This is a genomic window from Pseudomonas sp. FSL W5-0299 (assembly GCF_005930655.1).
Taxonomy (GTDB): domain Bacteria; phylum Pseudomonadota; class Gammaproteobacteria; order Pseudomonadales; family Pseudomonadaceae; genus Aquipseudomonas; species Aquipseudomonas mandelii.
On the sequence record NZ_RXHX01000010.1, the window covers coordinates 176,833 to 202,433 of the forward strand.

Consider the following 25,601-nt stretch of genomic DNA (forward strand, 5'->3'; position numbering starts at 1 on the left):
GGGCGAGTCAGAACGCGGCTTTGCCTATGGAGGAGCCGCCGTCGACAAACAAGGTCTGCCCGGTAATAAACCCGCTTTGCTCGGACAACAAAAACGCAATGGCCGCCGCGATCTCTTGTGGCTGCCCCAGTCGTCCCATCGGCACACCCGCCAGATACCGAGCTTCACCTTCGCTGCCCGGCGGGTTGTTGGCGCGAAACAGCTCGGTCTCGGTCGGCCCCGGCGCCACGGCATTTACGGTCACGCCGGTTTGCGCCAGTTCCAGCGCCCAGGAGCGGGTGAAGCTGATCAACGCTGCCTTGGCCGCCGCGTAGGCCGTGCGCTGGGTGATGCCGAGTACAGTCAGACTGGAAATATTGACCACTCGACCCCAGCCCTTGGCGCGCATATTTGGCAGCAACGCCTGAGTGGCCTGCAACGCCGAATGCAGGTTGACCCGCATCACGTCATCAAAGGTGTCGAGGTCGATTTCGCCCAACACTTGGGGGCGGACCAGGCCGACGTTGTTGACCAGCCCATCAAATTCATACGTCCTGGACAGATCCGCCAGCACTTCCTGGGTCAGCGCCCTGTCGCTCAAATCCAGCGGAAACAGAATGCCGGGGAACGACAGGTCCGGGGTCCGGGCAATCCCGACCACCCGATGCCCCGCACGGTCCAGATGTTCGGCCACTGCCCGACCGATGCCTTTGCTGGCACCGGTAATGAGAAAGGTACGTCGAGTCATTGCACACTCCTTGAAAGCACAGGCCGCCGGGGCGGGCGGCCGTTGAACGGGTCAGCCGCGAATCGCATCCAGCATCGCTTCAGGCTTTGGACGCTGAGTGTAATCCGGGTTGGCCTTGGCGGTAACGAATCAGGTGAGATCCATCCTGACCGCAGGGGCGAAATGCGCTCAGGTGAAGTTATAGGATTCGTGCTTGGGGGAATGAGGATCGAGTGGGTATTCAAATACCGGATATCCCGGGTGCTGTGACTGTCGGGGATACGTTCGAGGAGGCATACGACGCAGCTGTCGAAATCGCGCAGATACTTCTGCAACAAATGGAAGCACAGGGGCTGGATCTTCCGGTGCCGCCATCTGTGAACAAGATTTGAAGTGTGGAACATCAGTCGCACATCAGTCACGAGCAAGCCAGATTCCTGTGGGCGCGTGGCTTGCCCGCGATGCTTTTTGACCTTATGCAGCCGCCAACGCAGCCTTCGGCGAAACACTCAAAAACCGCAACAATGCCAACAGTGGAAACGCGCTGCCCACGATCACGATCCACAGCCAGCCGCCATGCTCATACACTGCGCTGGCCACCGATGAACCGAACGCGCCGCCGATGAAGATGCTGGTCATGTACAACGCATTCAAGCGGCTGCGGCTTTTGGCGTCGAGGGCGTAGACCGCGCGTTGGCCGAGGACCATGTTCATCTGCACGCAGAAGTCGAGGACCACGCCCGTGACCGCGAGACCGATGACGCTGTAGACCGGATGGATGAACGCTGGCAGGAAGCTCAGGCTGGCGAACAGCAGGGCCAGTAAGGAGGCGATGCGGGTGTGGCCGGCATCGGCCAGTCGACCGGCAATCGGCGCGGCGATCGCACCGATGGCACCGACCAGGGCGAAGATCGCGATCTGGGTTTGCGACAGGCCGTGATTGCGCGCCAGCTCCAGCGGCACGGCGGTCCAGAACAGACTGAACGTGGCGAACATGCAACCCTGGTAGAACGCGCGCTGACGCAACACCGGTTGCTGGCGCAGCAGCGTCCATAGCGAACCGAGCAACTGGCCATAAGAGGCGCTGTGATCCGGCTGACGCTTGGGAATGGTCAACGCCAGCACGATGCTGATCGCCGCCATCAACGCCGCCGCGATCACAAACATCGCGCGCCAGCCGAAGTGGTCCGCCACGACGCTGGACACCGGCCGCGCCAACAGAATCCCCAGCAGCAAACCGCCCATGATCCCGCCGACGACCCGACCGCGTGACTCTTCCGGCGCGAGGTGCGCCGCCAGCGGAATCAGGATCTGCACCGACACCGAACTGAAACCCACCAGCAACGAGATCAGCAAAAACACGTTCGGCTGATCGGTAAACGCCGCGCCCAACAGGCTGGCAATCGCCACCACGGTGGTGATGATCATCAGTCGACGGTTTTCCAGCAGATCACCCAGCGGCACCAGGAAGAACAAGCCAAGTGCGTAACCAATCTGGGTCAGCGAAACAATCAGGCTGGCCATGGTGCTGGTCAGGCCGATGTCCGGCGCGATCAGGCCGATGATCGGCTGGGCGTAGTAGATGTTGGCCACAATCGCGCCGCAACAGAAGGCGAACAGCAGCACCATGCCTTTGGTCATTGTCGCGGTGCCGTGGGGCACCTGGGTCGCTGGGTTCATAACGTGTCTCGCTGAACAGAAGGGAATGCGCGCAGGCTAAAGAGGTATCGGATTCGGCAGAAGAGGGATTGGAGTGATAGCAATCATTCCTTTGCGGAATGAGTGACGGACAGGAGTGCTGTCCATCGATAAACCTTGCGTCAAAATATCGAGCTCCGATGATACATTCACTTACATCCTGTTCGATAGCGTGCTTATGTTCTCCTTCACGATTCATAACCGGAAGGCACTTCCATGAATGCGATGTTTCGTCACCTTATACGCGGTGTTTCAGTGGTTACCTTGGTCGGCCTGGTCACGGCAGGTCTGGCCCAGGCCGCCGACGCGCCGGGCCTGCGCATTGGCGTGCGCGGCGAGATCACTGGGGTCAGCCCCGACGTCTTGAAAGTCCACGTCAACACTGGCGAAAACGTGGTTATCAACCTGACCAACGACACCAAAGTCCGCGCCGTTACCCTGGCCAATATCGAAGACATCAAACCCGGCAGCTACGTTGGATCGGCGGCCATTCCGCAAGACGATGGCACCTTGAAGGCGCTGGAAGTCCACGTCTTTCCACCGGAACTGGCGGGCAGCGGCGACGGGCATCGGCCGTTCGATCTGGTCAAGGGCAGCAGCATGACCAATGGCAGCGTGGGCGATCTGGTGGTCAGCAATGGCCGGATGTTGACCGTCAACTACAAGGGCGGGCAGCAGAAGATCCTGGTACCGGAGGATGTGCCGATCGTGAATTTGATGCCGGGGGACAGGAGTTTGCTGAAGGTGGGGGTGAAGATCGTGACATTCGTCACCCAAAGTGCAGACGGGACACTGACTGCGCAATCGATCTCGGCGGGCAAGGATGGCGTTACCCCACCGATGTGAAGGCAGGGCAAAAACCCTGTAGGAGTGAGCCTGCTCGCGATAGCAGAATGTCAGTTGATATCAATGTTGAATGACACTTCGCTATCGCGAGCAGGCTCACTCCTACAGGGGATCTTCAGTGAACTTGGGTTTTGTGTTCGACCACGAGAAAGGCGACCTTCTCAGGTCGCCTTTCTCGTTGGGCTCAGGAATTACTGGCCGCTGTAGATCTGATCAAAGACCCCGCCATCATTGAAGTGGGTCTTCTGCACGGTGCGCCAGTCACCAAAGGTCTTCTCCACCGACAGGAAGTCCACTTTCGGGAAGCGATCGGTGTACTTGGCCAGCACCGCCGGGTCACGCGGACGCAGGTAGTTGGCCGCTGCAATTTCCTGACCTTCCGGGGACCACAGGTACTTCAGGTATTCCTCGGCCGCGGCGCGGGTGCCTTTTTTGTCGACGGTTTTGTCGACCACCGACACCGGCGGCTCGGCTTCAGCGGAGACGCTTGGGTAGATCACTTCAAACTGGTCACGACCAAACTCACGGGCAATCATTTCCGCTTCGTTTTCGAAGGTCACCAGCACGTCACCGAGCTGGTTGGTCATGAACGTGGTCGTCGCGGCACGGCCACCGGTATCGAGCACCGGCGCTTGCTTGAACAGCTTGCCGACGAAATCCTTGGCCTTGTTCTCGTCACCGCCGTTTTTCAGCACATACCCCCAGGCAGACAGGTAGGTGTAGCGACCGTTACCCGAGGTCTTCGGGTTCGGTACGATCACTTGCACGCCGTCCTTGAGCAGGTCAGGCCAGTCTTTCAGGGCTTTCGGGTTGCCTTTGCGGACGATGAACACGGTGGCCGAGGTGAACGGTGCGCTGTTGTTCGGCAGGCGGGTGACCCAGTTGTCCGGAATCAGTTTGCCGTTGTCCGCCAGGGCGTTGATGTCAGTGGCCATGTTCATGGTGATGACGTCAGCCGGCAGGCCATCGATCACCGAACGCGCCTGTTTGCTGGAGCCGCCGAAGGACATCTGCAGGGTGATGTTCTCGTTGTGCTCGGCTTGCCAGTGTTTCTGGAACGCAGTGTTGTAGTCCTTGTAGAAATCGCGCATCACGTCGTAGGAAACGTTGAGCAGGGTCGGTGCGGCCTGAGCCACGCTGGTCAATGCCAGGCCAGCGGCCAGAAGTGAGGCGCCAAAGAGTTTTTTCACTGCGCAGTCCTTGTTCTGATTTAAAAGTGAGGCAATTTGCCAGCGACTATAGCCGGGCTCGCATAGACCCTTAAAGATTAAAAAGCTCTTTGCTTATTCCCGTTTCTTAAACAGAGCGTTACCGCACCGTGAGCAGAATGCCGCACCGTGTTCGTGACTGGTTTTCTTGCACACCGGGCAGTCGTGTTGCAGCTGTTCACCACGCATGGCATTGGCCAGTTCGGCGGTGAAAATACCGGTCGGCACGGCGATGATCGAGTAACCGGTGATCATTACCAGCGATGAAATCACCTGGCCTAACGGCGTCTTGGGCACGATGTCGCCGAAGCCCACCGTGGTCAGCGTGACGATCGCCCAGTAGATGCCTTTGGGAATGCTGGTGAAGCCGTGTTCCGGGCCTTCGATCACGTACATCAACGTGCCGAACACCGTCACCAGCGTGCACACGCTGACCAGAAACACCACGATCTTCTGTTTGCTGCCGCGCAGCGCCGACATCAAATAGTTGGCTTGCTTGAGGTAGGGGCTGAGCTTGAGCACGCGGAAAATCCGCAGCATCCGAATGATCCGGATGATCAGCAGGTACTGCGCATCGGCGTAATACAGCGCCAGGATGCCGGGCACGATTGCCAGCAGATCCACCAGCCCATAAAAGCTGAACGCATAGCGCAACGGCTTGGGCGAGCAGTACAGGCGCAAGCCATATTCGATGGCGAAGATGACGGTGAAGCCCCACTCGATGTACGCCAGCACGTCGGCGTAGTTCTTGTGGACCGTGTCGATGCTGTCGAGCATCACGATCACGATGCTGGCGAGGATAATCAACAGCAGGATGCCGTCGAAGCGCCGCCCCGCCTTGGTGTCGCTTTGGAAAACCATGACGTAAAGCTCTTCACGCCAGTTTTTGCTGCTGTCCATGGATACCGCCTGAACCAATGATCAGCGAAGCCTAGGTTGATTCTCCTCAATAGCGCAAGGCGCACGGGTGACAGCGGTGATGCCGAGCAGTTGAACAACCGTGCGGACCAGCCAGCAGGCGAGGATGAACGGCGCGGTCAGCGTCGGCAGACCGATGGCGGAAAACACCGGCGTCAGCAACAACGCTGATGCGATGCCAGCCAGCGGCAGCCACGGCTGCTGGCGCAGCGAGCTCAAGGCGAGGGCGGTGAGTACGGCGTTATAGCCACCGAGGCCGATCAATGCGGTATAGAAATCGTGATGCAACAGGCTCCAGCCCATGCCCGCGACAGACGCCAATAACGCCCAGCAAAAGGCGCGACGATCAGCGATCAGCAAACCCACGGCAATCATCGCCCCGGCCAGCGGATGACCGAGGAACATCACCTGGCCGAAGCCTTTGAGCGGTGCGGCGAGCATGTTCAGCGTGTTGATTTCGATCAGATGCGCTTTTGTCGAGGGAGTGGCGAAGCACAGAAGCACCCAGCCCAACCCAACGAAGGGCGCCGTATAGGCAGGCAGGTAATGGCTGACCCGGACGCGTTTGAGCCATTGCTGGGTAAGCATCGCACTCAGTCCGCCCGCAGCAATGATCAGCGGCGGCAACAGTGCTGACCAAGGGAAATACAGGCTCAGCAAAAGACCGAGCAAGACACCGTTGTAACTGAACAGTCCGGCCTGACGATCGGCTTTGGCGTAACCGCGTCGTTGCGCGGTGAGCAACCCGGCGACGCCGCCCAGCAGCGCACCGCCGAGCAGGGTAGGTGCGGTGAAAAGAATCGCCAACAGGCACAGCAGACCAAACAGCGGATGGCGCTGGAGGAAGATCTGGCTGAAACCATTGAGCAGGGCAGTCGCCCAATCGGGGCAGTGGGTGTTGAAGTGGTTGGCAGGCATTTTTTTGTGAGTCAGGAGGAGCGAGTAATCGTTCTTCGCGGGCAAGCCTCGCTCCTACAGGGTTTGCATCGTGCCAAATATCGGGATCACGCAAATCCTGTAGGAGCGAGGCTTGCCCGCGAAAAGGCCGGTAAGGACGCTAAATCAAGGTCTCGATACGCAACGAGTTAGTCGACCCCGGTTGCCCAAACGGCACACCGGCCGTGATCAACAAGGTATCCCCGCGTTGCGCCATGCCTTGGGCCTGCGCGATCTCTAGCGCCGTCGAACACACTTCGTCCACTTGCCGCAGCCTGTCATTGACCACCGAGTGCACCCCCCACGCCACCGTCAAGCGGCGCGCCGTTTGCAGGTTCGGCGTCAGGTTCAGGATCGGCACCGTCGGCCGTTCCCGCGCCGCACGCAGGCTCGACGTCCCGGACTCGCTGTAGTTCACCAGCACCGCCACCGGCAGCACGTTACTGATGCGACGAATCGCACAGCTGATCGCATCGGAAACCGTCGCCTCGGCCTTCGGCCGGCTCACGTCCAGTTGCGCCTGATAATCCGGGCCGTTTTCCACTTGGCGAATGATCTTGCTCATCATTTGCACGGCTTCCAGCGGGTACTCGCCCGAGGCGGTTTCCGCCGACAGCATCACCGCATCGGCCCCTTCAGCCACGGCGTTGGCCACATCCGTGACTTCGGCGCGGGTCGGGGCCGGGGAGAAACGCATCGATTCGAGCATCTGCGTCGCCACCACCACCGGTTTGCCGAGTTCGCGGCAGAGGCTGATGATGTTTTTCTGAATCTGCGGCACGCTTTCCGCCGGCACTTCCACGCCCAGGTCACCGCGAGCGACCATGATCGCATCGCTCAACTCGGCGATTTCCCGCAGCTGAGTCACCGCCGATGGCTTCTCGATCTTGGCCATCAAGAACGCCTTGTCGCCGATCAGTTCGCGGGCTTCGCGGATGTCTTCAGGACGCTGCACGAACGACAGCGCAACCCAGTCCACACCCAGCTCCAGACCGAAGCTCAAATCGCGGCGATCCTTGGCGGTCAGCGGGCTCAGTTCCAGCACCGCTTGGGGCACGTTCACGCCTTTGCGGTCCGAGAGTTCGCCGCCGTTGAGCACCGTGGTGTCAATGGCGTCGGCGTACTTGGTGACCACGCGCAGACGCAGCTTGCCGTCGTCCAGCAGCAGGTCCATGCCGGGCTCGAGTGCGGCGATGATTTCCGGATGCGGCAGGTTGACCCGGCGCTGATCGCCCGGCGTCGGGTCGAGGTCCAGGCGCAGGGCCTGGCCGCGATGCAGTTGCACCTTGCCCTCGGCGAATTTGCCGACCCGCAGCTTCGGGCCTTGCAGGTCCATCAGAATGCCCAAGGGGTAATTGAGCTGGCGCTCGACTTCACGAATCCACTGGTATCGCTGCGCGTGGTCAGCGTGATCGCCGTGGCTGAAGTTCAGGCGAAAGATGTTGACCCCGGCCTGCACCAGCTCACGGATGTCATCGATCCCGTCGGTGGCTGGGCCAAGGGTGGCGAGGATTTTGACCTTTTTATCAGGCGTCATTGTTAGGGCTCTCGAGGATCAGGATGGCGCGGAAGTCGTTGACGTTGGTGCGGGTCGGTTCGGTGACGATCAATGCGTCCAGCGCCTCGAAATAGCCGTAGCCATTGTTGTTGTCCAACTCGTCGCTGGCGCTCAGGCCGGAAGCGGCGGCGCGGGCGTAGCTGTCCGGGGTCATGATCGCGCCGGCGTTGTCTTCGGAACCGTCGATGCCGTCGGTGTCACCGGCCAGGGCGTAGACACCGGGCAGGCCTTTGAGGCTGTCGGTCAGGCTCAGCAGGAATTCGGCGTTGCGCCCGCCACGGCCATTGCCGCGCACGGTGACGGTGGTTTCGCCGCCCGACAAAATCACGCAGGGCGCCGCCAATGGTTGGCCATGCAAGACCACTTGCCGGGCGATGCCTGCGTGAACCTTGGCCACTTCGCGGGATTCGCCTTCCAGGTCGCCGAGGATCAGCGGGCTGAAACCGGCCTGGCGCGCTTTCACGGCCGCCGCTTCAAGCGATTGCTGGGGGCGGGCGATCAGTTGGAAATGGCTGCGCGCCAGGCTCGGATCGCCGGGCTTGACCGTCTCCGATTCCGGGCTCTGCAGCCAGGTTCGGACCGAGGCAGGGACGTCGATGCCGTAGCGTTTGAGGATCGCCAGGGCTTCGGCCGAAGTGCTCGGGTCGGCCACGGTGGGGCCGGACGCGATGACGGTGGCGAGGTCGCCCGGCACATCGGAAATCGCGTAGGTATGAACAGTGGCCGGCCAGCAGGCTTTGCCGAGGCGGCCGCCTTTGATCGCCGAGAGGTGCTTGCGCACGCAATTCATCTCGCCGATGGTCGCGCCAGATTTGAGCAGGGCTTTGTTGATCGACTGCTTGTCGGCGAGGGTGATGCCGGCGGCCGGCAAGGCCAGCAGGGCAGAACCGCCGCCCGAGAGCAGGAAGATCACGCGGTCGTCTTCGCTCAGGTTACTGACCAGTTCAAACACGCGCTTGGCGACCGCTTGACCGGCTGCGTCCGGCACCGGGTGAGCCGCTTCGACGACTTCGATTTTTTCGCATGGGGCGCCGTGGCCGTAACGGGTGACCACCAGACCGCTGACTTCACCCTGCCAGCAACGCTCGACCACCTGCGCCATGGCGGCCGCGGCTTTGCCGGCGCCAATGACAATCACCCGACCGCTGCGATCTTTGGGCAAATGGGCTTCGAGGACTTGCTGCGGATGGGCGGCGTCGATGGCTGTGGCGAACAGGTCGCGCAGGAATTGTTGCGGATCGACCGACATGGCGGGCTCCCGGAATTCTTGTTATTTGAAGGTGCAACTCAGATCCCTGTGGGAGCTAACCTGCTAGCGAATGCGGTGTGTCAGCCAACATAGATGTTGAATGTGAAACCGCTTTCGCGAGCAGGCTCGCTCCCACAGGGTTTTGGGCAGGGCTTACTTATCGCGAATCGAGAAGTTCGCCATGTGTTCCAGGCCCTTGATCAGCGCCGAGTGGTCCCAGTTGCTGCCGCCGATGGCTGCGCAGGTGCTGAACACTTGCTGGGCGTTGGCGGTGTTCGGCAGGTTGATGTTCAGCTCTTTGGCGCCTTGCAGAGCCAGGTTCAGGTCCTTCTGGTGCAGGCTGATGCGGAAGCCCGGGTCGAAGGTGCCTTTGATCATGCGCTCGCCGTGCACTTCGAGGATCTTCGAGGAGGCGAAACCCCCCATCAGCGCTTCACGGACCTTGGCGGGATCGGCACCGTTTTTCGCGGCAAACAGCAGTGCTTCGGCCACGGCCTGAATGTTCAGCGCGACGATGATCTGGTTCGCCACTTTCGCGGTCTGACCGTCGCCGTTACCACCGACCAGGGTGATGTTCTTGCCCATGGCCTGGAACAGCGGCAGTGCGCGTTCGAAGGCATCGGCATCACCGCCGACCATGATGCTCAGGGTCGCGGCCTTGGCGCCGACTTCACCGCCGGACACTGGCGCGTCGAGGTATTGAGCGCCTTTTTCGTTGACCTTGGCCGCGAAGGCCTTGGTAGCCGTCGGCGAGATCGAGCTCATGTCGATAACGATTTTGCCTTTGCCCACGCCGGCCGCAACGCCATCGGCGCGGAACAGCACGTCGTCGACCTGCGGGGTATCCGGCACCATGATGATGATGACTTCAGCTTCCTGGGCGACTTCTTTCGGGTTCGCCAGGGCGACGGCGCCACCGGCAATCAGGTCGGCCGGGGCGGCATCGTGGTGCGCCGACAGGAACAGGCTGTGACCGGCTTTCTGCAGGTTCAACGCCATTGGGTGGCCCATGATGCCGGTGCCGATAAATCCGATTTTAGCCATGAGAAATTCCTCTTGTTTTTATTGCTCTATTCGCAAAATTCTTGGGTGTCGGCGAGGACGCCTTCGCGGGCGAGCCTCGCTCCTACGGGTACGTGTCTGTCGCCCTGTTGCGTATCAACCTGATCCTGTAGGAGCGAGGCTTGCCCGCGAAGAACGATGACGCGGTATCAGATCGCGTTGTGGGTTTTCAGCCAGCCCAGGCCCGCTTCAGTGGTGGTCAGCGGTTTGTATTCACAACCAACCCAACCCTGATAACCGATGCGGTCCAAGTGTTCGAACAGGAAGCGGTAGTTGATTTCACCGGTGCCCGGTTCGTTGCGCCCCGGGTTATCGGCCAACTGGATGTGGTTGATCTCGCCCAGATGCGCAGCCATGGTGCGGGCCAGGTCGCCCTCCATGATTTGCATGTGATAGATGTCGTATTGCAGGAACAGATTGGCGCTGCCGACCTGTTCGCGAATCGACAGGGCTTGCGCCGTGTTGTTCAGGTAGAAACCCGGGATGTCGCGGGTGTTGATCGCTTCCATCACCAGTTTGATGCCCGCCGCTTGCAGCTTGTCGGCGGCGTACTTGAGGTTGGCGACGAAGGTTTTTTCCACGGTGGCATCGTCGACACCTTGTGGACGAATACCCGCCAGGCAGTTGACCTGGGTGTTGCCCAACACTTTCGCGTAAGCGATTGCCAGATCGACACCGGCGCGGAACTCTTCAACCCGGTCCGGCAGGCACGCGATACCGCGTTCGCCCTTTGCCCACTCACCGGCCGGCAGGTTGAACAGCACTTGGGTCAGGCCGTTGGCGTCGAGCTTGGCCTTGATCTCGGCAGAGCTGAAGTCGTAGGGGAACAGGTACTCGACACCACTGAAGCCGGCCTTGGCGGCCGCTTCGAAACGGGCAAGAAAATCCTGCTCAGTGAACAGCATGGACAGGTTGGCTGCGAAACGCGGCATGGTGGTCTCCCGTAAATTTGTGCAGTCCCCTGTGGGTGCGAGCCTGTGTGGCGAGGGAGCTTGCTCCCGCTCGGCTGCGAAGCAGTCGCAAAGCTTTTGGGGCCGCTTCGCGACCCAGCGGGAGCAAGCTCCCTCGCCACACAGGCGCGCTCCCACAGTGGGAACGATCAGCAGTTAATCGAGCAGCGAAATCGCCGTTGGCGCGTCGTTGCCGACCAGCGCCAGGTCTTCGAATTCATTGACGGCGTTGATCTCGGTGCCCATGGAAATGTTGGTCACGCGCTCCAGAATAATCTCGACGATCACCGGCACCTTGAACTCTTCGATCAGCTCTTGAGCCTTGCGCAGGGCAGGCTGGATCTGACCCGGTTCGAACACCCGCAGCGCCTTGCAACCGAGGCCCTCGGCCACCGCGACGTGGTCGACACCGTAACCGTTGAGTTCCGGGGCGTTCAGGTTATCGAAGGACAGCTGTACGCAGTAGTCCATGTCGAAACCGCGCTGGGCCTGACGAATCAGCCCCAGGTACGAATTGTTGACCACAACGTGGATGTACGGCAGCTTGAACTGCGCGCCCACCGCCAATTCCTCGATCATGAACTGGAAATCATAGTCGCCCGACAGCGCCACGACCTTACGGGTCGGATCGGCCTTGACCACGCCCAGTGCTGCCGGAATGGTCCAGCCCAACGGGCCGGCCTGGCCGCAGTTGATCCAGTGACGAGGCTTGTAGACGTGCAGGAACTGCGCGCCGGCAATCTGCGACAGGCCGATGGTGCTGACGTAACAGGTGTCTTTGCCGAACACCTGGTTCATCTCTTCGTAAACCCGTTGCGGCTTGACCGGCACGTTGTCGAAGTGAGTCTTGCGCTGCAGGCTGGCTTTGCGCTGCTGGCAGTCTTGCAGCCAGGCGCTGCGGTTTTTCAGCTTGCCGGCGGCTTGCCATTCGCGAGCGACTTCGATGAACACGGTCAACGCGGCCGCGGCGTCGGAGACGATGCCCAGGTCCGGGTTGAATACGCGGCCGATTTGCGTCGGCTCGATGTCGACGTGAATGAACTTGCGGCCTTCGGTGTACACATCGATCGAACCGGTGTGGCGGTTGGCCCAACGGTTACCGACGCCCAACACCACGTCGGACTTGAGCAGGGTGGCGTTGCCGTAACGGTGCGACGTCTGCAAACCGACCATGCCGACCATCAGCGGGTGATCGTCCGGGATGGTGCCCCAGCCCATCAGGGTCGGGATCACCGGGATACCGGTCAGCTCGGCGAATTCCACCAGCAACTCGCTGGCATCGGCATTGATGATGCCGCCACCGGCCACCAGCAATGGACGCTCGGCCTGATCGAGCATGGCCAAGGCCTTCTCGATTTGCACACGGTTAGCGGTTGGCTTGGCCAGCGGCAGTGGTTGGTAGGCATCGATGTCGAATTCGATTTCAGCCATCTGCACGTCGAACGGCAAGTCGATCAGCACCGGGCCTGGACGGCCGGAGCGCATTTCATAGAAGGCTTTCTGAAACGCGTAAGGCACCTGGCCCGGTTCCATGACGGTGGTTGCCCACTTGGTCACTGGTTTGACGATCGCGGTGATGTCGACAGCCTGGAAGTCTTCCTTGTGCATACGGGCGCGGGGGGCCTGGCCGGTAATGCAAAGAATCGGGATCGAGTCGGCCGAGGCGCTGTAGAGCCCGGTGACCATGTCGGTGCCGGCCGGGCCGGAGGTGCCGATGCACACGCCGATGTTGCCGGCCTTGGTGCGGGTGTAGCCCTCGGCCATGTGCGAGGCACCTTCAACGTGGCGCGCGAGGACGTGATCGATGCCACCAACCTTCTGCAAGGCGGAGTACAGCGGGTTGATCGCGGCGCCCGGGATGCCAAAAGCGGTATCAACCCCTTCACGGCGCATCACCAGAACGGCGGCTTCGATTGCTCTCATTTTGCTCATGGTTTTGTGCCTCTTACGTTTTGTAATTGTATACAAGTGGCTTTGCGCAGAGTGTATTCACGGCGGACGGCGCAGGTCAATCCATTTTCGCAAGCGACTGTTTCATTCGTCGGAAGCCCGTTCTGCTGTGGCTTTTCGTCGCATGTGGCGCTTTTCGATAATTATTGTATACAAAAAAATAACTCATTGTGTTCTATTTGTTGCATCGGACTGCGACGCAAGCGCGCAGTCCACTGGCTTTCCCTATAACAAAATGAGGACGGCACCATGAGCGCTTTAACCTTGAAAGTTGCAGTCAACCTGATCGATCAGGCCATCACCGCTGGGCGTGCTATCTCCGCGGCTCCACTGACCATCGCGGTGCTGGATGCCGGCGGGCACTTGATTGCCTTGCAGCGCGAAGACGGCGCCAGCCTGCTGCGCCCGCAAGTCGCCATCGGCAAAGCCTGGGGCGCCATCGCCCTCGGCAAAGGCTCACGCCTGCTGGCGCTGGACGCCCAACAACGACCGACGTTCTTCGCCGCGCTGAACAGCCTGGGGCAAGGCAGCGTCGTGCCGGCACCGGGCGGCGTGTTGATTCGGGATCAGGACGGGAATGTGCTGGGGGCGGTGGGGGTCAGCGGGGATCTGTCGGACGTTGACGAGCAGTGCGCGATCAGTGCGATCGAGGCGGTGGGGTGGAGGGCGGATGCGGGGGTTACGGCATGATTAATGGGTGATTGATACACCGCTTTCGCGAGCACGCCCGCTCCCACACCGGATTTGAGTACGCCACAGATTCACTGTGGGAGCGAGCCTGCTCGCGAAGGCAATCTATCAGACACATCCAGCTAAACGTCTGCCACTCCCTCTAGCATTTTAAGGTCTAGCCTTCTGATGCCATCAATTTGAGAGAGGCAAAGGAATGCCTGATCTATCCGCTTCACATCGCTTACGCCTTGGTCGCTTTGCCGAGCCCAACCGAATTTACCTGCTGACCACCAACACACTTGGAAGACAACCTGTATTCAACGATGTCGCATTGGGCAGATTGGTCGTAGCGCAGTTTCGCGCCGCTCAAGATCAAGATTGTGCCAACTCATTGGCCTGGGTTGTCATGCCTGACCATTTCCATTGGTTGATCGAGTTGCAGCGCGGATCGCTGAGTGGGCTGATGCAACGGACTAAATCATTGAGTACTAAATCGGTAAACCGTTGCACCGGTCGTAAGATCAGCCTTTGGCAGCAAGGCTTTCATGATCGAGCACTGCGCCGGGAGGAGGATTTGGTGAAGTTGGCCCGGTACATCGTGGCCAACCCGTTGCGGGCCGGGTTGGTAGAGCGGCTTGGCGACTACCCGCTGTGGGATGCGATCTGGGTTTGATTTGAAATCAGGTTGCCCCTTTCGCGAGCAGGCTCGCTCCCACAGGGATTTGCGTTAATCGCAGATTTAGTGATCGCTGAGGATTCACTGTGAGAGCGGGCTTGCTCGCGAAGGCGGCGCACCGCGGTCTATCAGTCGGGCTCACACCCCTTCAGCACCAGCCGAATTATCGTCTGCGCCGCCGCTTCATAGTCCTCTTCATCCAGCTTGGCCTTGCCAGTAATGGCCGTGATCTGCCAGTCAAAGTCAGCATAGGTCTGCGTCGCGGCCCAGATGCTGAACATCAGGTGGTTAGGGTCGATCGGGGCGATCTGGCCGCGGTCGATCCAGGTCTGGATGCAGTCGATGTTGTGCTTGGCCTGGCCGTTGAGCTGTTCGACCAGGTCGGCACTCAGGTGCGGGGCGCCGTGCATGATTTCGCTGGCGAATACCTTGGAGGCGAAAGGCAAGTCGCGGGAGATGCGGATTTTCGAGCGAATGTAGCCACTCAGCACTTCGCTGGGCACACCGTCGGCGTTGAACGGCGTCGACGCCTGCAGAATCGGCTCGATGATGCTTTCCAGGACCTCGCGGTAGAGGTTTTCCTTGGATTTGAAGTAGTAATAGACGTTGGGCTTGGGCAATCCCGCCTTGGCTGCGATATCACTGGTTTTGGTCGCTGCGAAGCCCTTGTCGGCAAATTCTTCACTGGCGGCACGCAGGATCAGTTCTTTGTTGCGCTCGCGGATAGTGCTCATAAACCAGGGGGTTCCTTGCCTGTTCTGGCGGTTGCGCATGGTATCACCGGCCTCGCGCGGCGCTCAAGAATGCCCCGTGTGGCGCTCGGTCGCGCTATGCTGCGCGGCATTCATTCAAGAAGGAAACCTGATTTATGGCAGGAAGCAGTTTGCTGATGCTGATCGACGACATCGCCGCCGTTCTCGACGATGTGGCGTTGATGACCAAAATGGCCGCCAAGAAGACCGCCGGCGTGCTCGGTGACGATCTGGCGCTCAATGCCCAGCAGGTCAGCGGCGTGCGTGCCGAACGGGAAATACCGGTCGTTTGGGCCGTGGCCAAGGGCTCGTTTCTCAACAAACTGATCCTGGTACCGTCCGCGCTGGCGATCAGCGTGTTCATCCCGTGGCTGGTCACCCCACTGTTGATGGTCGGTGGCGCCTACCTGTGTTTCGAAGGTTTCGAGAAACTCGCCCACAAATTCCTGCACAGCAAGGCTGAAGATCAGGCCGAACATGCCGAGCTGGTCGAAGCCGTGGCCGATCCGGCCGTTGATCTGGTGGCGTTCGAGAAAGACAAGATCAAGGGCGCTATCCGCACCGACTTCATCCTGTCGGCGGAAATCATCGCCATCACCCTCGGCACCGTGGCAGATGCGTCGTTGACTCAGCAGGTTATCGTGCTGTCGGGTATTGCCATCGTCATGACTATCGGTGTCTATGGCCTGGTGGCGGGTATCGTCAAGCTTGATGATCTCGGCCTGTGGCTGACCCAGAAGCCCGGGCAGATGGCCAAAAGCATCGGCGGCGGGATTCTGCGCGCAGCGCCGTACATGATGAAAGGCCTGTCGGTGATCGGCACGGCAGCAATGTTCCTGGTGGGCGGCGGGATTCTGACCCATGGCGTGCCGGTGGTTCATCACTGGATTGAAAGCGTCAGTGCAGGGGCTGGCGGTGCCGGGTTTATCGTGCCGACGTTGCTGAATGCGGTGGCGGGGATTGTGGCCGGAGCTGTGGTGCTGGCGGGTGTTATGGTCGCCAGCAAAATCTGGAAAACACTGAAAGGCTAGAAGCTGGGCACTTTCCAAGTGTGGGAGCGAGCCTGCTCGCGATAGCGGTGTTTCAGTCAGCATAGATGTTGACTGTGCTGGCCCCATCGCGAGCAGGCTCGCTTGTATGTTTAGACTTGAAGGGGTGGGTGGGACTAAAGCTCGTCATCTGACTCTAACCAGTACAGACCGTGGGAGACTTCGTCCCACCCCTTCACCTAATGCGCCGATAAGGAATGCATCGGCTCGGACCGACGATAGAAACAAGCCAGCGCAACGGTGAACCCCGTCAAGTATCTAAACCCTAGCTCGGAGGGTGTGCCATGACAATCCTGGATTCGCAGGTGGTCGTCGGTGTGGATGTGGCGAAGGACGAGATCGTTATCTATCGATCCGACCTGGAAAAGACCCTAAATATCGCGAACAAGCGATCAACCTTGAAGCAATGGCTCAAGACGCTGCCAGCGCACAGCGCTATCGCGCTAGAAGCGACCAATATCTATCACCTTGATACAACGGAAATGGCCCATGAAATGGGCCATGACGTTTACGTCATCGATGGCAGTCGCCTCAACAAATACCGCGATGGAATAGGCATGAGGGCGAAAACAGATACGTTGGATGCCGAACTGCTGGCCCGTTACTTGAGCCGCGAATCCGACAGATTGAGGATCTGGAATCCGCCACCGAAGGCTTACACACAAATGAAAAGCCTGCTTCGCCGTCGGGCTCAGTTGGTCCGGGCCTGTGTTGCACTCAAGCAGAGCTGGAAAAACGAATCCTTGCTGAAAGAGCACTTCAACCAGCTTCTGGCCGCCATTGCCCAGTTCGAAAAGATGATTCAGAAAACGCTCAAGGAAATTGCTGAGGAAGGTGGGATTGATGATCAGGTGAAGCGTTGCCAGGCCATCGAGGGCGTAGGGCTCCTGACGGCCACCGCAGCGGCCACTGCTTTTATGCGTGGGGAATTTGCCAACAGCGACGAGTACGTCGCCTTCCTCGGCATGGATCCGCGTGTGAGGCAGTCAGGACAAAAGGATCAAAAGCGCCGACTCTCTAAACGAGGGGACTCGGAGTTCCGGCGCTTGTTTCACAATAGCGCTATGGCTGCCAGCCGTTCGCCGACCTGGAAGCCGTACTACGAACGCTATCTGGACAGAGGTCTAAAAGGCACTCAGGCCTTGGTTATCCTGGCACGCAAGCTGGCCAGAGTGATGTTTGCCCTGATGAAAAACCAAACCGAATACAAGCCAAATTCTATGTTTGGGTGTTCCCCCCAAACATAGAATCTCCCACATTGGTTTTTTGGTGCTTGAGAGACCTCATAAAAAAGGCCATTCGACGCGAATCGAATGGCCTTTTTTGTTGCCGATGAAATTACTCGGCGATCTGCAACTTGCGTGACTCGGTGTACACGTAGCGCACCTTCTCATACTCGAACGGCGAGTTCAGCTGGCCGTAGCGGAAGCTGTTCTGGTAGCGCTTGTCGACGCCGCGCAGGGCCCAGACCTCAGGATGGTTGGAGCTGACTTCCGAGACGTTCAGGAAGTTGATCGCCGATTCGGCGCTGAAGTCCACCACCAGGCCGCCGGTGTCGCGGATGTTCGACGGGCCGAGGATCGGCAACACGAAATAAGCGCCGCCCGGTACACCGTAGAAGCCCAGGGTCTGGCCGAAGTCTTCGCTCTGGCGCGGCAGGCCCATGGCCGTGGCCGGGTCCCACAGGCCGGCGATGCCGATGGTGGTGTTGAGCAACAGGCGTGCGGTGGTTTCCATCGAACGCTTGCCCTTGAACTGCAGCAGGCTGTTCATCAGGTTCGGCACATCGCCGATGTTATTGAAGAAGTTGCTCACGCCGGTGCGCAGGAAACTCGGGGTGATGTAGCGATAACCGTCGACTACCGGCAGGAACACCCATTGGTCGAAGCGGTAGTTGAAGTGATAAACCCGGCGGTTCCACTCTTCCAGCGGATCGTAGACGTTCAGCGCATTGAGCGTGGAACGTTCGAACTCGCGCTGATCCAGCCCCGGGTTGAACTTGAGTTTGCTCAGCGGTTCCTTGAAACCGTCACTGTCGACCACGACAGGTGCGTTGGCTTTGCTGTTGTCGGCATTGGCGACGCCTGCACAGAGTAACGCAGCGATAAGCAGGAGGTATTTAGCCACGGAAGAACTCCAGCATAGCGTCGCTGTTGACGCGGTAATTTAGGTTGCCGCAATGGCCGCCCAGTGGATAAACGGTCAAGCGGTCGCCGAAAGTCTTGCGCAGGAAACCGAGGTCGCCAGGGCCGAGGATCACGTCGTCGGCGTTGTGCATGACGGCGATTTTCGGGCTGTCGTGCAGGTAATCCTTGAGCGCATACAGGCTGACCTGGTCGATCAGTTGCAGCAGGCTGCCGCCGTCGGTGCGGGCGCGCCACATCGGGATCACTTGCTCGGTGATGTAGCAGTCGAAGTCGCATTGCAGCGCACGCTTGAGGAACGGCGTGAGGCTGGTGCCTTCGGTGATCGGGTATTTCGGCGGGGTGATCAGGCCGCGACGATTGATCAGGTCCGAGGTGAAGGCAATGTCGGCCGCCGAAAAGCGGAACGAAGTGCCGATCAGCATGGCCATCTGCTCGTTGGTCAGGTGCTGCTTGGACTGCTGGAAGTCGTAGAGCAGGGCATCGTTGAGGTCGATGTAGCCTTTTTGCTGGAAGTAGCGAGTCAGTTTGTTCAGCACCAGTTCATAAAACGTGGTGCTGTTGTTGATGCCCTTGACCTCGGTCTGGACCAGCTTGTCCAGGTTGGTTATCGAGGTGTAGAGGTTGACCGGCGGGTTGAGCAGCAAGACTTTCTTGAAGTTGAAGCTGCGACGGGTTTCGTCCAGGTGCGCGACGAAGGCCGCGTCCAGCGCGCCCAGGCTGTAACCGGTCAGGTAGTAATCGGTGACGGCAACGTGCGGGTTTTGCGCCCGCACGGCCTGCATCACCCGGTACATGTCTTCGGCGTCTTCCTTGGTGATACCCGGTGTGGCAAAGCGTGAGGCCGCGCTCATAAAGTCGAAACTGGTGGGCGACGACAGTTGCACCACGTGATAACCGGCCTTGTAGTAGAGCTTTTTCAGGTATTCATTGAGGCTGCTGTCATAACGCGCACCGGTGCCGGCGATCAGGAAGATCAGCGGCGCAGCCTTGTCCTGGGTGGCAATACGATAGGTCAGCTTTTTGACCGGCCAGAAATTGTCTGGCAGTTCGAATGCACGCTCCGGGCGCAGAGTCACGCTGCGAGTCTGCTGATCGATGTCGTCGTCCAGCGGTAACTCCGGGCGCAGGTCCGGCGGAGTCGTGGCAATGGTCGCCTCGAACGGGTTGGTCAAGGGGTAGCCATAACTGGCGGCGTCGATATCGACCGCCAGTGCGGACGCACTCAAAATAAGGCCGCCAAACAGGGCGGCGAAGCGCAAGGAACGGAGCATGACTAGATCCCTTAGAGGAAGGTGCCGAATGAAGTTCGCAGGCTATGACCACGGGGTTTGCGCCAAAGTGCCATGCTGCGGCACCAATCTGGGCGAATTTCGGATCAATAGTAGCTGGACGATACACTTTGCAGCTATTTCGTGACTAATTATCTGTTACGCGCGTTTGCTTAGCGCTGCCGGAGGATTAAGCTGGCCGCCGTTTTCGTTTATTGGAGTGCTTCATGTCCCGCCGTCTGCCCGTGATTCTGCTACTCGTTCTGCTGCCATTATGGCTGGCCGCCAGTTATGGCGCGCGTTATGGCTTTATGGAGGATGCGCAGTGGGTTGGCATCTGCGTGGACGAGGCGAGCCGCTGGGAATGCCAGATTCGTTCGAACCTGGGCTTGATGATTCACTTCAAGGTGTTGGGCTTTGCTGCACTGGCCGCTGCGATCATCGGGTTTGTGGTGCCGGGCCGGGCAGGGTGGTGGCTGGCAGTGCTGGCGCTGGTGTTCGGGTTTCCGGCGCTGGCGTTGTACAACACGACCTTGGCCGTTTTTGCGGTAGTGATTGCCGGGTTGCGGCTGGTCCGGGCCTCCCGTAGCGCCTGATAGTCCGTCTTCGCGGGCAAGCCTCGCTCCTGCAGGATCTTCGTCGTACACAACATCTGTATTCGCCGAACCTGTGGGAGCGTGGCTTGCGCGCGAAGAGGCCACCAGCTGCGCTGAAGATTACGCCTTGCGAACCCGCAAACAGCGCCACAACATCGCCACCATCAAAACACTCACCAGCGCCCAACCCCAGGCTTGCTGGTTCTGCAACCCTTCACGGAACAGCTGCGGTGCAATGCCGGCGCCAATGATGAAGGTCAGCAGGGCGATTTCACGGCGCGCCGCGCTCACTGGGCGGCACAGGTAAACCAGCGCCGGCAGTATGAAGGCGACACTTGGAAAGCTGCGATAACGCGGGTCGATCACCAGTTCAAGCATCATCACCGCCGCCGCAAAACCTGCTCCGGCGACCAGCCAGCCTGCTCGACGCTCCAGTGCATTGAACGCCCGCTCACGCCAACCGGTACGAGCGCTCAGCGTCAATGCGGCATGCGCCAGCACCAACAGATTCAACCCCGTCAGCAACGCCACCCACAACCATTCACTGGCAAAGCGCGTCGTGACTCGCGCCAGATCACCCCAGGCGCCAATCGAGCACGCCGCCAGTGCGCCGAGCAGCGGCAGCACCAGTGCAGCGCGGGTGGTGCGTACACGCCCGCCAAGGATCAGCGTGCCAAGAAAAATCAAGCCGCCAACGGCCAGCCACTGCGACCAGTACGGCACGTTCGACACGGGACCGGCCAGCACGCCTTTGTCCTGGCGATTGGCATCGAACAACCCCCAGTAACCACCGACCGCACCTTCGCTGGCGCGCTTCCAGGGCTGGTCGAAAGCTTCGATCAGGTTGTAATGCCAGCCTTGCTGCTCGGCCATGATGACAAAACCGCGAATGAACTTGGCTTCGTTAACCCGGCTCGGCAGGGCGGTTTCGCGCTGACGGCCTTCGCTCGGCCAGCCGGTTTCGCCAATCACCACGTCCTTGGGCGCGAATTTGTTGCCGAACACCTGACGCACTTCGGCCACATGCTGCAGCGCGGCATCGATGTTCGAGGGATCATCTTCCCAGTACGGCAGCAAATGGATGGTCAGGAAATCCACTGCCGGGGCGATTTCCGGGTGCTTGAGCCAAAACTCCCAGACATCGGCGTAAGTCACCGGTTGCTTGACCTGGCTTTTGACTTTATTGATCAGCTTTGCCAACTGCGCACCCGTGACTTCCTTGCGCAGCAGGGTTTCGTTGCCGACGATCACCGAGGTCACCACGTCCGCGTTGGCGTTGGCCGAGGCGATCAGCAGGTCGACTTCTTTCTCGGTGTCCACCGGGTTGCTGTTGACCCAGGCGCCAATCATCAGTTTCAAACCATGCTTGCGCGCCAGGTCGGGCAACGCCTCGAGGCCGGTCATGGAATAGGTGCGGATGCACTCGAAGCTTTTGGCCAGCAGCGCGAGGTCGGCGTCCATGCGCTCGGGGCGCAACTTGAACGGCACGTCGAACGGCGACTGGTCCTTGTCGAACGGGGTGTAGGAGGCGCATTGCAGCTTGTGCGTCGCGCTGGCCACGTCCGGCAGAATCACCGGTTTGCCAAGGCCGTACCAAAAGCCGCCAAGGGCAAACAGCCCCAGCAGGCAAGCGAAGAGATAAGCCAGAAAAGGAAAGCGGGAGGTCGCGGGCATGGTCAGGCCGTCTGGGAGCAAAGCCGCGCATGTTACCTTCATTTGCCCCGCGCTAGGGGGCTTGCATGATTTTGACATGCAAAGTTCGGGCGGATTGGTCGGCGCACTCCAGGCGGTCGTGATTAATGGCGTTCTGATGTCGTTTCTCGATGCCTTGAGGTCGCTGACAGCACAGGTTCCGGTTGTCGTCAGGTTGATTATCGAGGCATCAGTGCTCCCATGGAAAATCACGCTGATGTTCGAACGAGTTTGCGGTGGGCGTGATGGGGGCGCTGTGCACCATAACAATACGTTGACGCGACTCGGCACCCGTCGAGCGCAGCACTTTCGGGGAAGTAACGATGAAGATGCGACGACTTTTAGGCGCAGGTGCCGCTCTGGTGCTCGCGATTGGCTCCACAATGGCCAATGCCGAGAGCAAAACCCTGAGCATCGGTTACGTTGACGGTTGGTCCGACAGCGTCGCGACCACGCATGTGGCCGCCGAAGTGATCAAGCAAAAGCTGGGTTATGACGTGAAACTGCAAGCCGTCGCCACCGGGATCATGTGGCAGGGTGTGGCCACCGGCAAACTCGACGCCATGTTGTCCGCCTGGCTGCCGGTGACTCACGGCGAATACTGGACCAAGAACAAGGATCAAGTCGTCGATTACGGTCCGAACTTCAAGGATGCAAAAATCGGCTTGATCGTGCCGGAGTACGTCAAGGCTAAAACCATCGATGACCTGAAAACTGACGACACCTTCAAAAAACGCATCGTCGGCATCGACGCCGGTTCGGGCGTGATGCTTAAAACCGAGCAGGCGATCAAGGATTACGATCTGACCGGGTATCAACTCAAGGCCAGTTCCGGCGCCGGCATGATTGCCGAGCTGACCCGTGCCGAGAAGAAAAACGAATCCATCGCTGTGACCGGTTGGGTACCGCACTGGATGTTCGCCAAGTGGAAACTGCGCTTCCTGGACGACCCGAAAGGCGTTTATGGCGCGGCTGAAACCGTGAACAACATCGGCAGCAAAGAACTGGCCACCAAGGCGCCGGAAGTTGCCAAGTTCCTGAAGAACTTCCAGTGGGCCTCGAAAGACGAAATCGGCGAAGTCATGTTGGCGATTCAAGACGGCGCCAAGCCTGACGCCGCGGCGAAAGATTGGGTGGCCAAACACCCTGAGCGCGTTGCAGACTGGATCAAGTGATTTGAGCTGACGGCTCTAGTCAGCACCTATCAAGGCCCCTTGGCATATTGCCAACGGGCCTTTTGTTTTTTTTTGTAGGAGCCAGGCTTGCCGGCGAAAGCGATCGTGAGGACGCCTTCGCCGGCAAGCCTGGCTCCTACAAAAGTTGCGTCACACCAGAAAATGGCGATTCTGTCATGTCGTTCTAATACTAAGGTCGTCTGGAACCTGCCCCGCAGCCGCATAGAGTGGATAACGTTCCAACTTTAATCTGTGCTGCGAGGATAAAAACAATGAACGACAGCATTTACCTCTCGATTCAAAACAGCCCGCGCTTCAAGGAGCTGGTTAGTAAGCGAGAAAGGTTCGCCTGGATTCTTTCGGCGATCATGCTTGGGCTTTACTCCGGATTCATCCTTTTGATTGCTTACGGGCCGCATATTCTGGGAGCGAAAATCAGCCCCGATTCTTCGATTACCTGGGGGATACCGATTGGTGTCGGGCTGATTCTCTCGGCCTTTATCCTGACAGCGATCTATGTACGACGCGCCAATGGCGAATTCGACGACCTGAACAATCTGATTCTCAAGGAGGCTCAGCAATGATCCGGCGTCTATTGGCTCTATTGAGCGTTGCAGCATTCGCACCGGGTGCCTGGGCGGCTGAAGCCCTGACCGGCGCGGTTCAGAAACAACCGCTGAACGTCGCCGCGATTCTGATGTTCGTGGCGTTCGTCGGCGCGACTTTGTATATCACCTACTGGGCTTCCAAGAAAAATAACTCGGCGGCCGACTACTATGCGGCCGGCGGCAAGATCACCGGTTTCCAGAATGGTCTGGCGATTGCCGGTGACTACATGTCGGCGGCGTCCTTCCTGGGTATTTCCGCCCTGGTGTTCACTTCCGGCTACGATGGCCTGATCTACTCGATCGGCTTCCTGGTGGGCTGGCCGATCATTCTGTTTCTGATCGCCGAGCGCCTGCGTAACCTGGGTAAGTACACCTTTGCCGATGTGGCGTCCTACCGCCTTGGGCAAACCCAGATTCGCTCGCTGTCCGCTTGCGGTTCGCTGGTGGTGGTGGCGTTCTACCTGATCGCGCAAATGGTCGGGGCCGGCAAGCTGATCCAGTTGCTGTTCGGTCTGGATTACCACGTAGCAGTGATCCTGGTCGGCGTCCTGATGTGCATGTACGTGCTGTTTGGCGGCATGCTGGCGACCACTTGGGTGCAGATCATCAAGGCTGTGCTGTTGCTGTCCGGTGCCTCGTTCATGGCGCTGATGGTGATGAAGCACGTCAACTTTGACTTCAGCACACTGTTCTCCGAGGCGATCAAGGTTCACGCCAAAGGCGAAGCGATCATGAGCCCCGGCGGTCTGGTGAAAGACCCGGTCTCGGCGTTCTCCCTTGGCCTGGCATTGATGTTCGGTACCGCTGGCCTGCCGCACATCCTGATGCGCTTCTTCACCGTGAGTGACGCAAAAGAAGCTCGCAAGAGCGTGCTGTATGCAACCGGCTTCATTGGCTACTTCTACATCCTGACTTTCATCATCGGCTTCGGCGCGATCCTGCTGGTCAGCACCAACCCGGCCTTTAAAGATGCTGCTGGCGCGCTGTTGGGTGGCAACAACATGGCGGCGGTGCACCTGGCCAACGCGGTGGGTGGCAGTATTTTCCTGGGCTTTATCTCGGCGGTAGCGTTTGCGACCATTCTGGCGGTGGTTGCCGGTTTGACCCTGGCCGGTGCTTCGGCGGTGTCTCACGACCTGTATGCCAGCGTGATCAAGAAAGGCAAGGCCAACGAGAAGGACGAGATCCGTGTCTCGAAAATCACCACCATCGCTTTGGCAGTGCTGGCGATCGGCTTGGGCATTCTGTTCGAAAGCCAGAACATCGCGTTCATGGTGGGCCTGGCGTTCTCCATCGCAGCGAGCTGTAACTTCCCGGTGCTGCTGCTTTCCATGTACTGGAAGAAGCTGACCACTCGCGGTGCAATGATCGGCGGCTGGTTGGGTCTGGTGAGTGCGGTTGGTTTGATGGTGCTGGGTCCAACCATCTGGGTGCAGATCCTGCATCACGAGAAGGCTATCTTCCCGTATGAGTACCCGGCGCTGTTCTCGATGGCCATTGCGTTTATCGGGATCTGGTTCTTCTCGATCACTGACAAGTCGGCGGCTGGCGTTAATGAGCGTGCGCTGTTCTTCCCGCAGTTTGTTCGTTCGCAGACCGGTTTGGGGGCGAGTGGGGCGGTTTCTCACTAAGGCTTCGGGTTTGTCTGTGTAAGTTGCGTTAAACGAAAAATGCCCTGGTCGAGAGATCGGGGCATTTTTTTTGTTGGCGATGGTATTTGGTGTAGGAGCGAGGCTTGCCCGCGAAGGCGGCCTGACAGCCGACCTGTCTCTCTCAGGTGTATATATCCATTCCTGCGGTAACGGCGGCTGGCGGTTTCGCCCTTACGGCGAGTCCCTTTTGTCAAACGCCCGGAGTGCCGGCCCAGCCAAAAGGAACCAAAAAG

At 59.4% G+C, this 25,601-nt stretch carries 23 protein-coding genes and 1 pseudogene; 10 read left to right on the top strand and 14 right to left on the bottom strand.

Features of this window, described 5'->3' with window-relative positions:
* Positions 1 to 7: 7 nt before the first annotated feature.
* The gene (locus FHL16_RS15510; RefSeq protein WP_010456900.1) at positions 8 to 727 is read right to left on the bottom strand and encodes an SDR family oxidoreductase; all 720 of its coding nucleotides are present in this window, start codon (positions 725 to 727) and stop codon (positions 8 to 10) included.
* Between the two features lie 185 nt (positions 728 to 912).
* On the opposite strand from FHL16_RS15510, the pseudogene FHL16_RS15520 reads away from it, so the two are divergent.
* Positions 913 to 1,083: pseudogene (locus FHL16_RS15520) on the top strand (type II toxin-antitoxin system HicB family antitoxin); the annotation flags it as partial.
* Between the two features lie 97 nt (positions 1,084 to 1,180).
* On the opposite strand, the gene FHL16_RS15525 reads toward FHL16_RS15520, so the two are convergent.
* Positions 1,181 to 2,386, bottom strand: coding sequence for an MFS transporter (locus FHL16_RS15525; protein WP_010456896.1), 1,206 nt, complete (start codon positions 2,384 to 2,386; stop codon positions 1,181 to 1,183).
* Positions 2,387 to 2,620: 234 nt separating this feature from the next.
* Here FHL16_RS15525 and FHL16_RS15530 point away from each other — a divergent pair, with 234 nt between their 5' ends.
* Entirely contained in the window at positions 2,621 to 3,250 is a 630-nt protein-coding gene (locus tag FHL16_RS15530) for a DUF5666 domain-containing protein (protein WP_177346237.1), read from the top strand.
* 191 nt (positions 3,251 to 3,441) lie between these two features.
* Here FHL16_RS15530 and FHL16_RS15540 read toward each other — a convergent pair whose 3' ends face one another.
* The 8 genes from FHL16_RS15540 to gcl form a co-directional block, all read right to left on the bottom strand.
* Complete coding sequence (locus FHL16_RS15540) at positions 3,442 to 4,440, bottom strand: sulfate ABC transporter substrate-binding protein (RefSeq protein WP_010456892.1); 999 nt, start codon at positions 4,438 to 4,440, stop codon at positions 3,442 to 3,444.
* A 93-nt stretch (positions 4,441 to 4,533) separates the two neighbouring features.
* Complete coding sequence (locus FHL16_RS15545) at positions 4,534 to 5,358, bottom strand: ion transporter (protein ID WP_010456890.1); 825 nt, start codon at positions 5,356 to 5,358, stop codon at positions 4,534 to 4,536.
* A gap of 21 nt (positions 5,359 to 5,379) precedes the next feature.
* Positions 5,380 to 6,294 (bottom strand): urea transporter, encoded by a 915-nt coding sequence (locus tag FHL16_RS15550; RefSeq protein WP_077748654.1) that lies wholly within the window; start codon positions 6,292 to 6,294, stop codon positions 5,380 to 5,382.
* A gap of 139 nt (positions 6,295 to 6,433) precedes the next feature.
* Complete coding sequence (pyk, locus tag FHL16_RS15555) at positions 6,434 to 7,849, bottom strand: pyruvate kinase (protein ID WP_010456886.1); 1,416 nt, start codon at positions 7,847 to 7,849, stop codon at positions 6,434 to 6,436.
* Positions 7,839 to 9,119 (bottom strand): glycerate kinase type-2 family protein, encoded by a 1,281-nt coding sequence (locus tag FHL16_RS15560; RefSeq protein WP_077748643.1) that lies wholly within the window; start codon positions 9,117 to 9,119, stop codon positions 7,839 to 7,841. The genes pyk and FHL16_RS15560 overlap by 11 nt, the downstream gene beginning before the upstream one ends.
* A gap of 153 nt (positions 9,120 to 9,272) precedes the next feature.
* Positions 9,273 to 10,163 (bottom strand): 2-hydroxy-3-oxopropionate reductase, encoded by an 891-nt coding sequence (locus FHL16_RS15565; RefSeq protein WP_010456882.1) that lies wholly within the window; start codon positions 10,161 to 10,163, stop codon positions 9,273 to 9,275.
* A gap of 167 nt (positions 10,164 to 10,330) precedes the next feature.
* Positions 10,331 to 11,113: a hydroxypyruvate isomerase gene (hyi, locus tag FHL16_RS15570; RefSeq protein WP_077748644.1), complete on the bottom strand. Its 783-nt coding sequence runs from the start codon at positions 11,111 to 11,113 to the stop codon at positions 10,331 to 10,333.
* Positions 11,114 to 11,287: 174 nt separating this feature from the next.
* Positions 11,288 to 13,063, bottom strand: a complete 1,776-nt coding sequence (gcl, locus tag FHL16_RS15575) for a glyoxylate carboligase (RefSeq protein ID WP_010456878.1) — start codon at positions 13,061 to 13,063, stop codon at positions 11,288 to 11,290.
* A gap of 267 nt (positions 13,064 to 13,330) precedes the next feature.
* Here gcl and FHL16_RS15580 point away from each other — a divergent pair, with 267 nt between their 5' ends.
* Both FHL16_RS15580 and FHL16_RS15585 read left to right on the top strand, forming a co-directional pair.
* A complete protein-coding gene (locus tag FHL16_RS15580; protein ID WP_077748645.1) occupies positions 13,331 to 13,771 on the top strand; it encodes a GlcG/HbpS family heme-binding protein in 441 nt (146 codons plus the stop codon).
* A 196-nt stretch (positions 13,772 to 13,967) separates the two neighbouring features.
* Positions 13,968 to 14,426 carry an REP-associated tyrosine transposase gene (locus FHL16_RS15585; RefSeq protein WP_077748646.1) on the top strand — a complete coding sequence of 153 codons (459 nt, stop codon included), beginning with the start codon at positions 13,968 to 13,970 and terminating at the stop codon, positions 14,424 to 14,426.
* Positions 14,427 to 14,557: 131 nt separating this feature from the next.
* On the opposite strand, the gene FHL16_RS15590 is transcribed toward FHL16_RS15585, so the two are convergent.
* Positions 14,558 to 15,163, bottom strand: coding sequence for a TetR/AcrR family transcriptional regulator (locus tag FHL16_RS15590; protein ID WP_077748647.1), 606 nt, complete (start codon positions 15,161 to 15,163; stop codon positions 14,558 to 14,560).
* A gap of 134 nt (positions 15,164 to 15,297) precedes the next feature.
* Between FHL16_RS15590 and FHL16_RS15595 the strand changes: the two genes are divergently transcribed.
* Positions 15,298 to 16,212, top strand: a complete 915-nt coding sequence (locus FHL16_RS15595) for a DUF808 domain-containing protein (RefSeq protein WP_010456870.1) — start codon at positions 15,298 to 15,300, stop codon at positions 16,210 to 16,212.
* 302 nt (positions 16,213 to 16,514) lie between these two features.
* A complete protein-coding gene (locus FHL16_RS15600) occupies positions 16,515 to 17,477 on the top strand; it encodes an IS110 family transposase (RefSeq protein ID WP_077748648.1) in 963 nt (320 codons plus the stop codon).
* 91 nt (positions 17,478 to 17,568) lie between these two features.
* On the opposite strand, the gene FHL16_RS15605 is transcribed toward FHL16_RS15600, so the two are convergent.
* Together FHL16_RS15605 and FHL16_RS15610 are read right to left on the bottom strand one after the other, a co-directional pair.
* Entirely contained in the window at positions 17,569 to 18,357 is a 789-nt protein-coding gene (locus tag FHL16_RS15605) for an MlaA family lipoprotein (protein ID WP_010456868.1), read from the bottom strand.
* A complete protein-coding gene (locus FHL16_RS15610; RefSeq protein ID WP_077748649.1) occupies positions 18,350 to 19,648 on the bottom strand; it encodes a serine/threonine protein kinase in 1,299 nt (432 codons plus the stop codon). The genes FHL16_RS15605 and FHL16_RS15610 overlap by 8 nt, the downstream gene beginning before the upstream one ends.
* A gap of 224 nt (positions 19,649 to 19,872) precedes the next feature.
* On the opposite strand from FHL16_RS15610, the gene FHL16_RS15615 reads away from it, so the two are divergent.
* The gene (locus tag FHL16_RS15615; RefSeq protein WP_010456864.1) at positions 19,873 to 20,241 is read left to right on the top strand and encodes a hypothetical protein; all 369 of its coding nucleotides are present in this window, start codon (positions 19,873 to 19,875) and stop codon (positions 20,239 to 20,241) included.
* 120 nt (positions 20,242 to 20,361) lie between these two features.
* Here the strand turns inward: FHL16_RS15615 and FHL16_RS15620 are convergent, their stop codons facing one another.
* The gene (locus FHL16_RS15620; protein WP_077748650.1) at positions 20,362 to 21,957 is read right to left on the bottom strand and encodes a glycoside hydrolase family 17 protein; all 1,596 of its coding nucleotides are present in this window, start codon (positions 21,955 to 21,957) and stop codon (positions 20,362 to 20,364) included.
* A gap of 299 nt (positions 21,958 to 22,256) precedes the next feature.
* Here FHL16_RS15620 and FHL16_RS15630 point away from each other — a divergent pair, with 299 nt between their 5' ends.
* The 3 genes from FHL16_RS15630 (at position 22,257) to FHL16_RS15640 (ending at position 25,347) form a co-directional block, all read left to right on the top strand.
* Positions 22,257 to 23,108 (top strand): glycine betaine ABC transporter substrate-binding protein, encoded by an 852-nt coding sequence (locus tag FHL16_RS15630; RefSeq protein WP_010456861.1) that lies wholly within the window; start codon positions 22,257 to 22,259, stop codon positions 23,106 to 23,108.
* A 272-nt stretch (positions 23,109 to 23,380) separates the two neighbouring features.
* Positions 23,381 to 23,692, top strand: coding sequence for a DUF485 domain-containing protein (locus tag FHL16_RS15635; protein ID WP_010456859.1), 312 nt, complete (start codon positions 23,381 to 23,383; stop codon positions 23,690 to 23,692).
* Complete coding sequence (locus FHL16_RS15640) at positions 23,689 to 25,347, top strand: cation acetate symporter (protein WP_010456858.1); 1,659 nt, start codon at positions 23,689 to 23,691, stop codon at positions 25,345 to 25,347. The genes FHL16_RS15635 and FHL16_RS15640 overlap by 4 nt, the downstream gene beginning before the upstream one ends.
* Positions 25,348 to 25,601 lie beyond the last annotated feature (254 nt).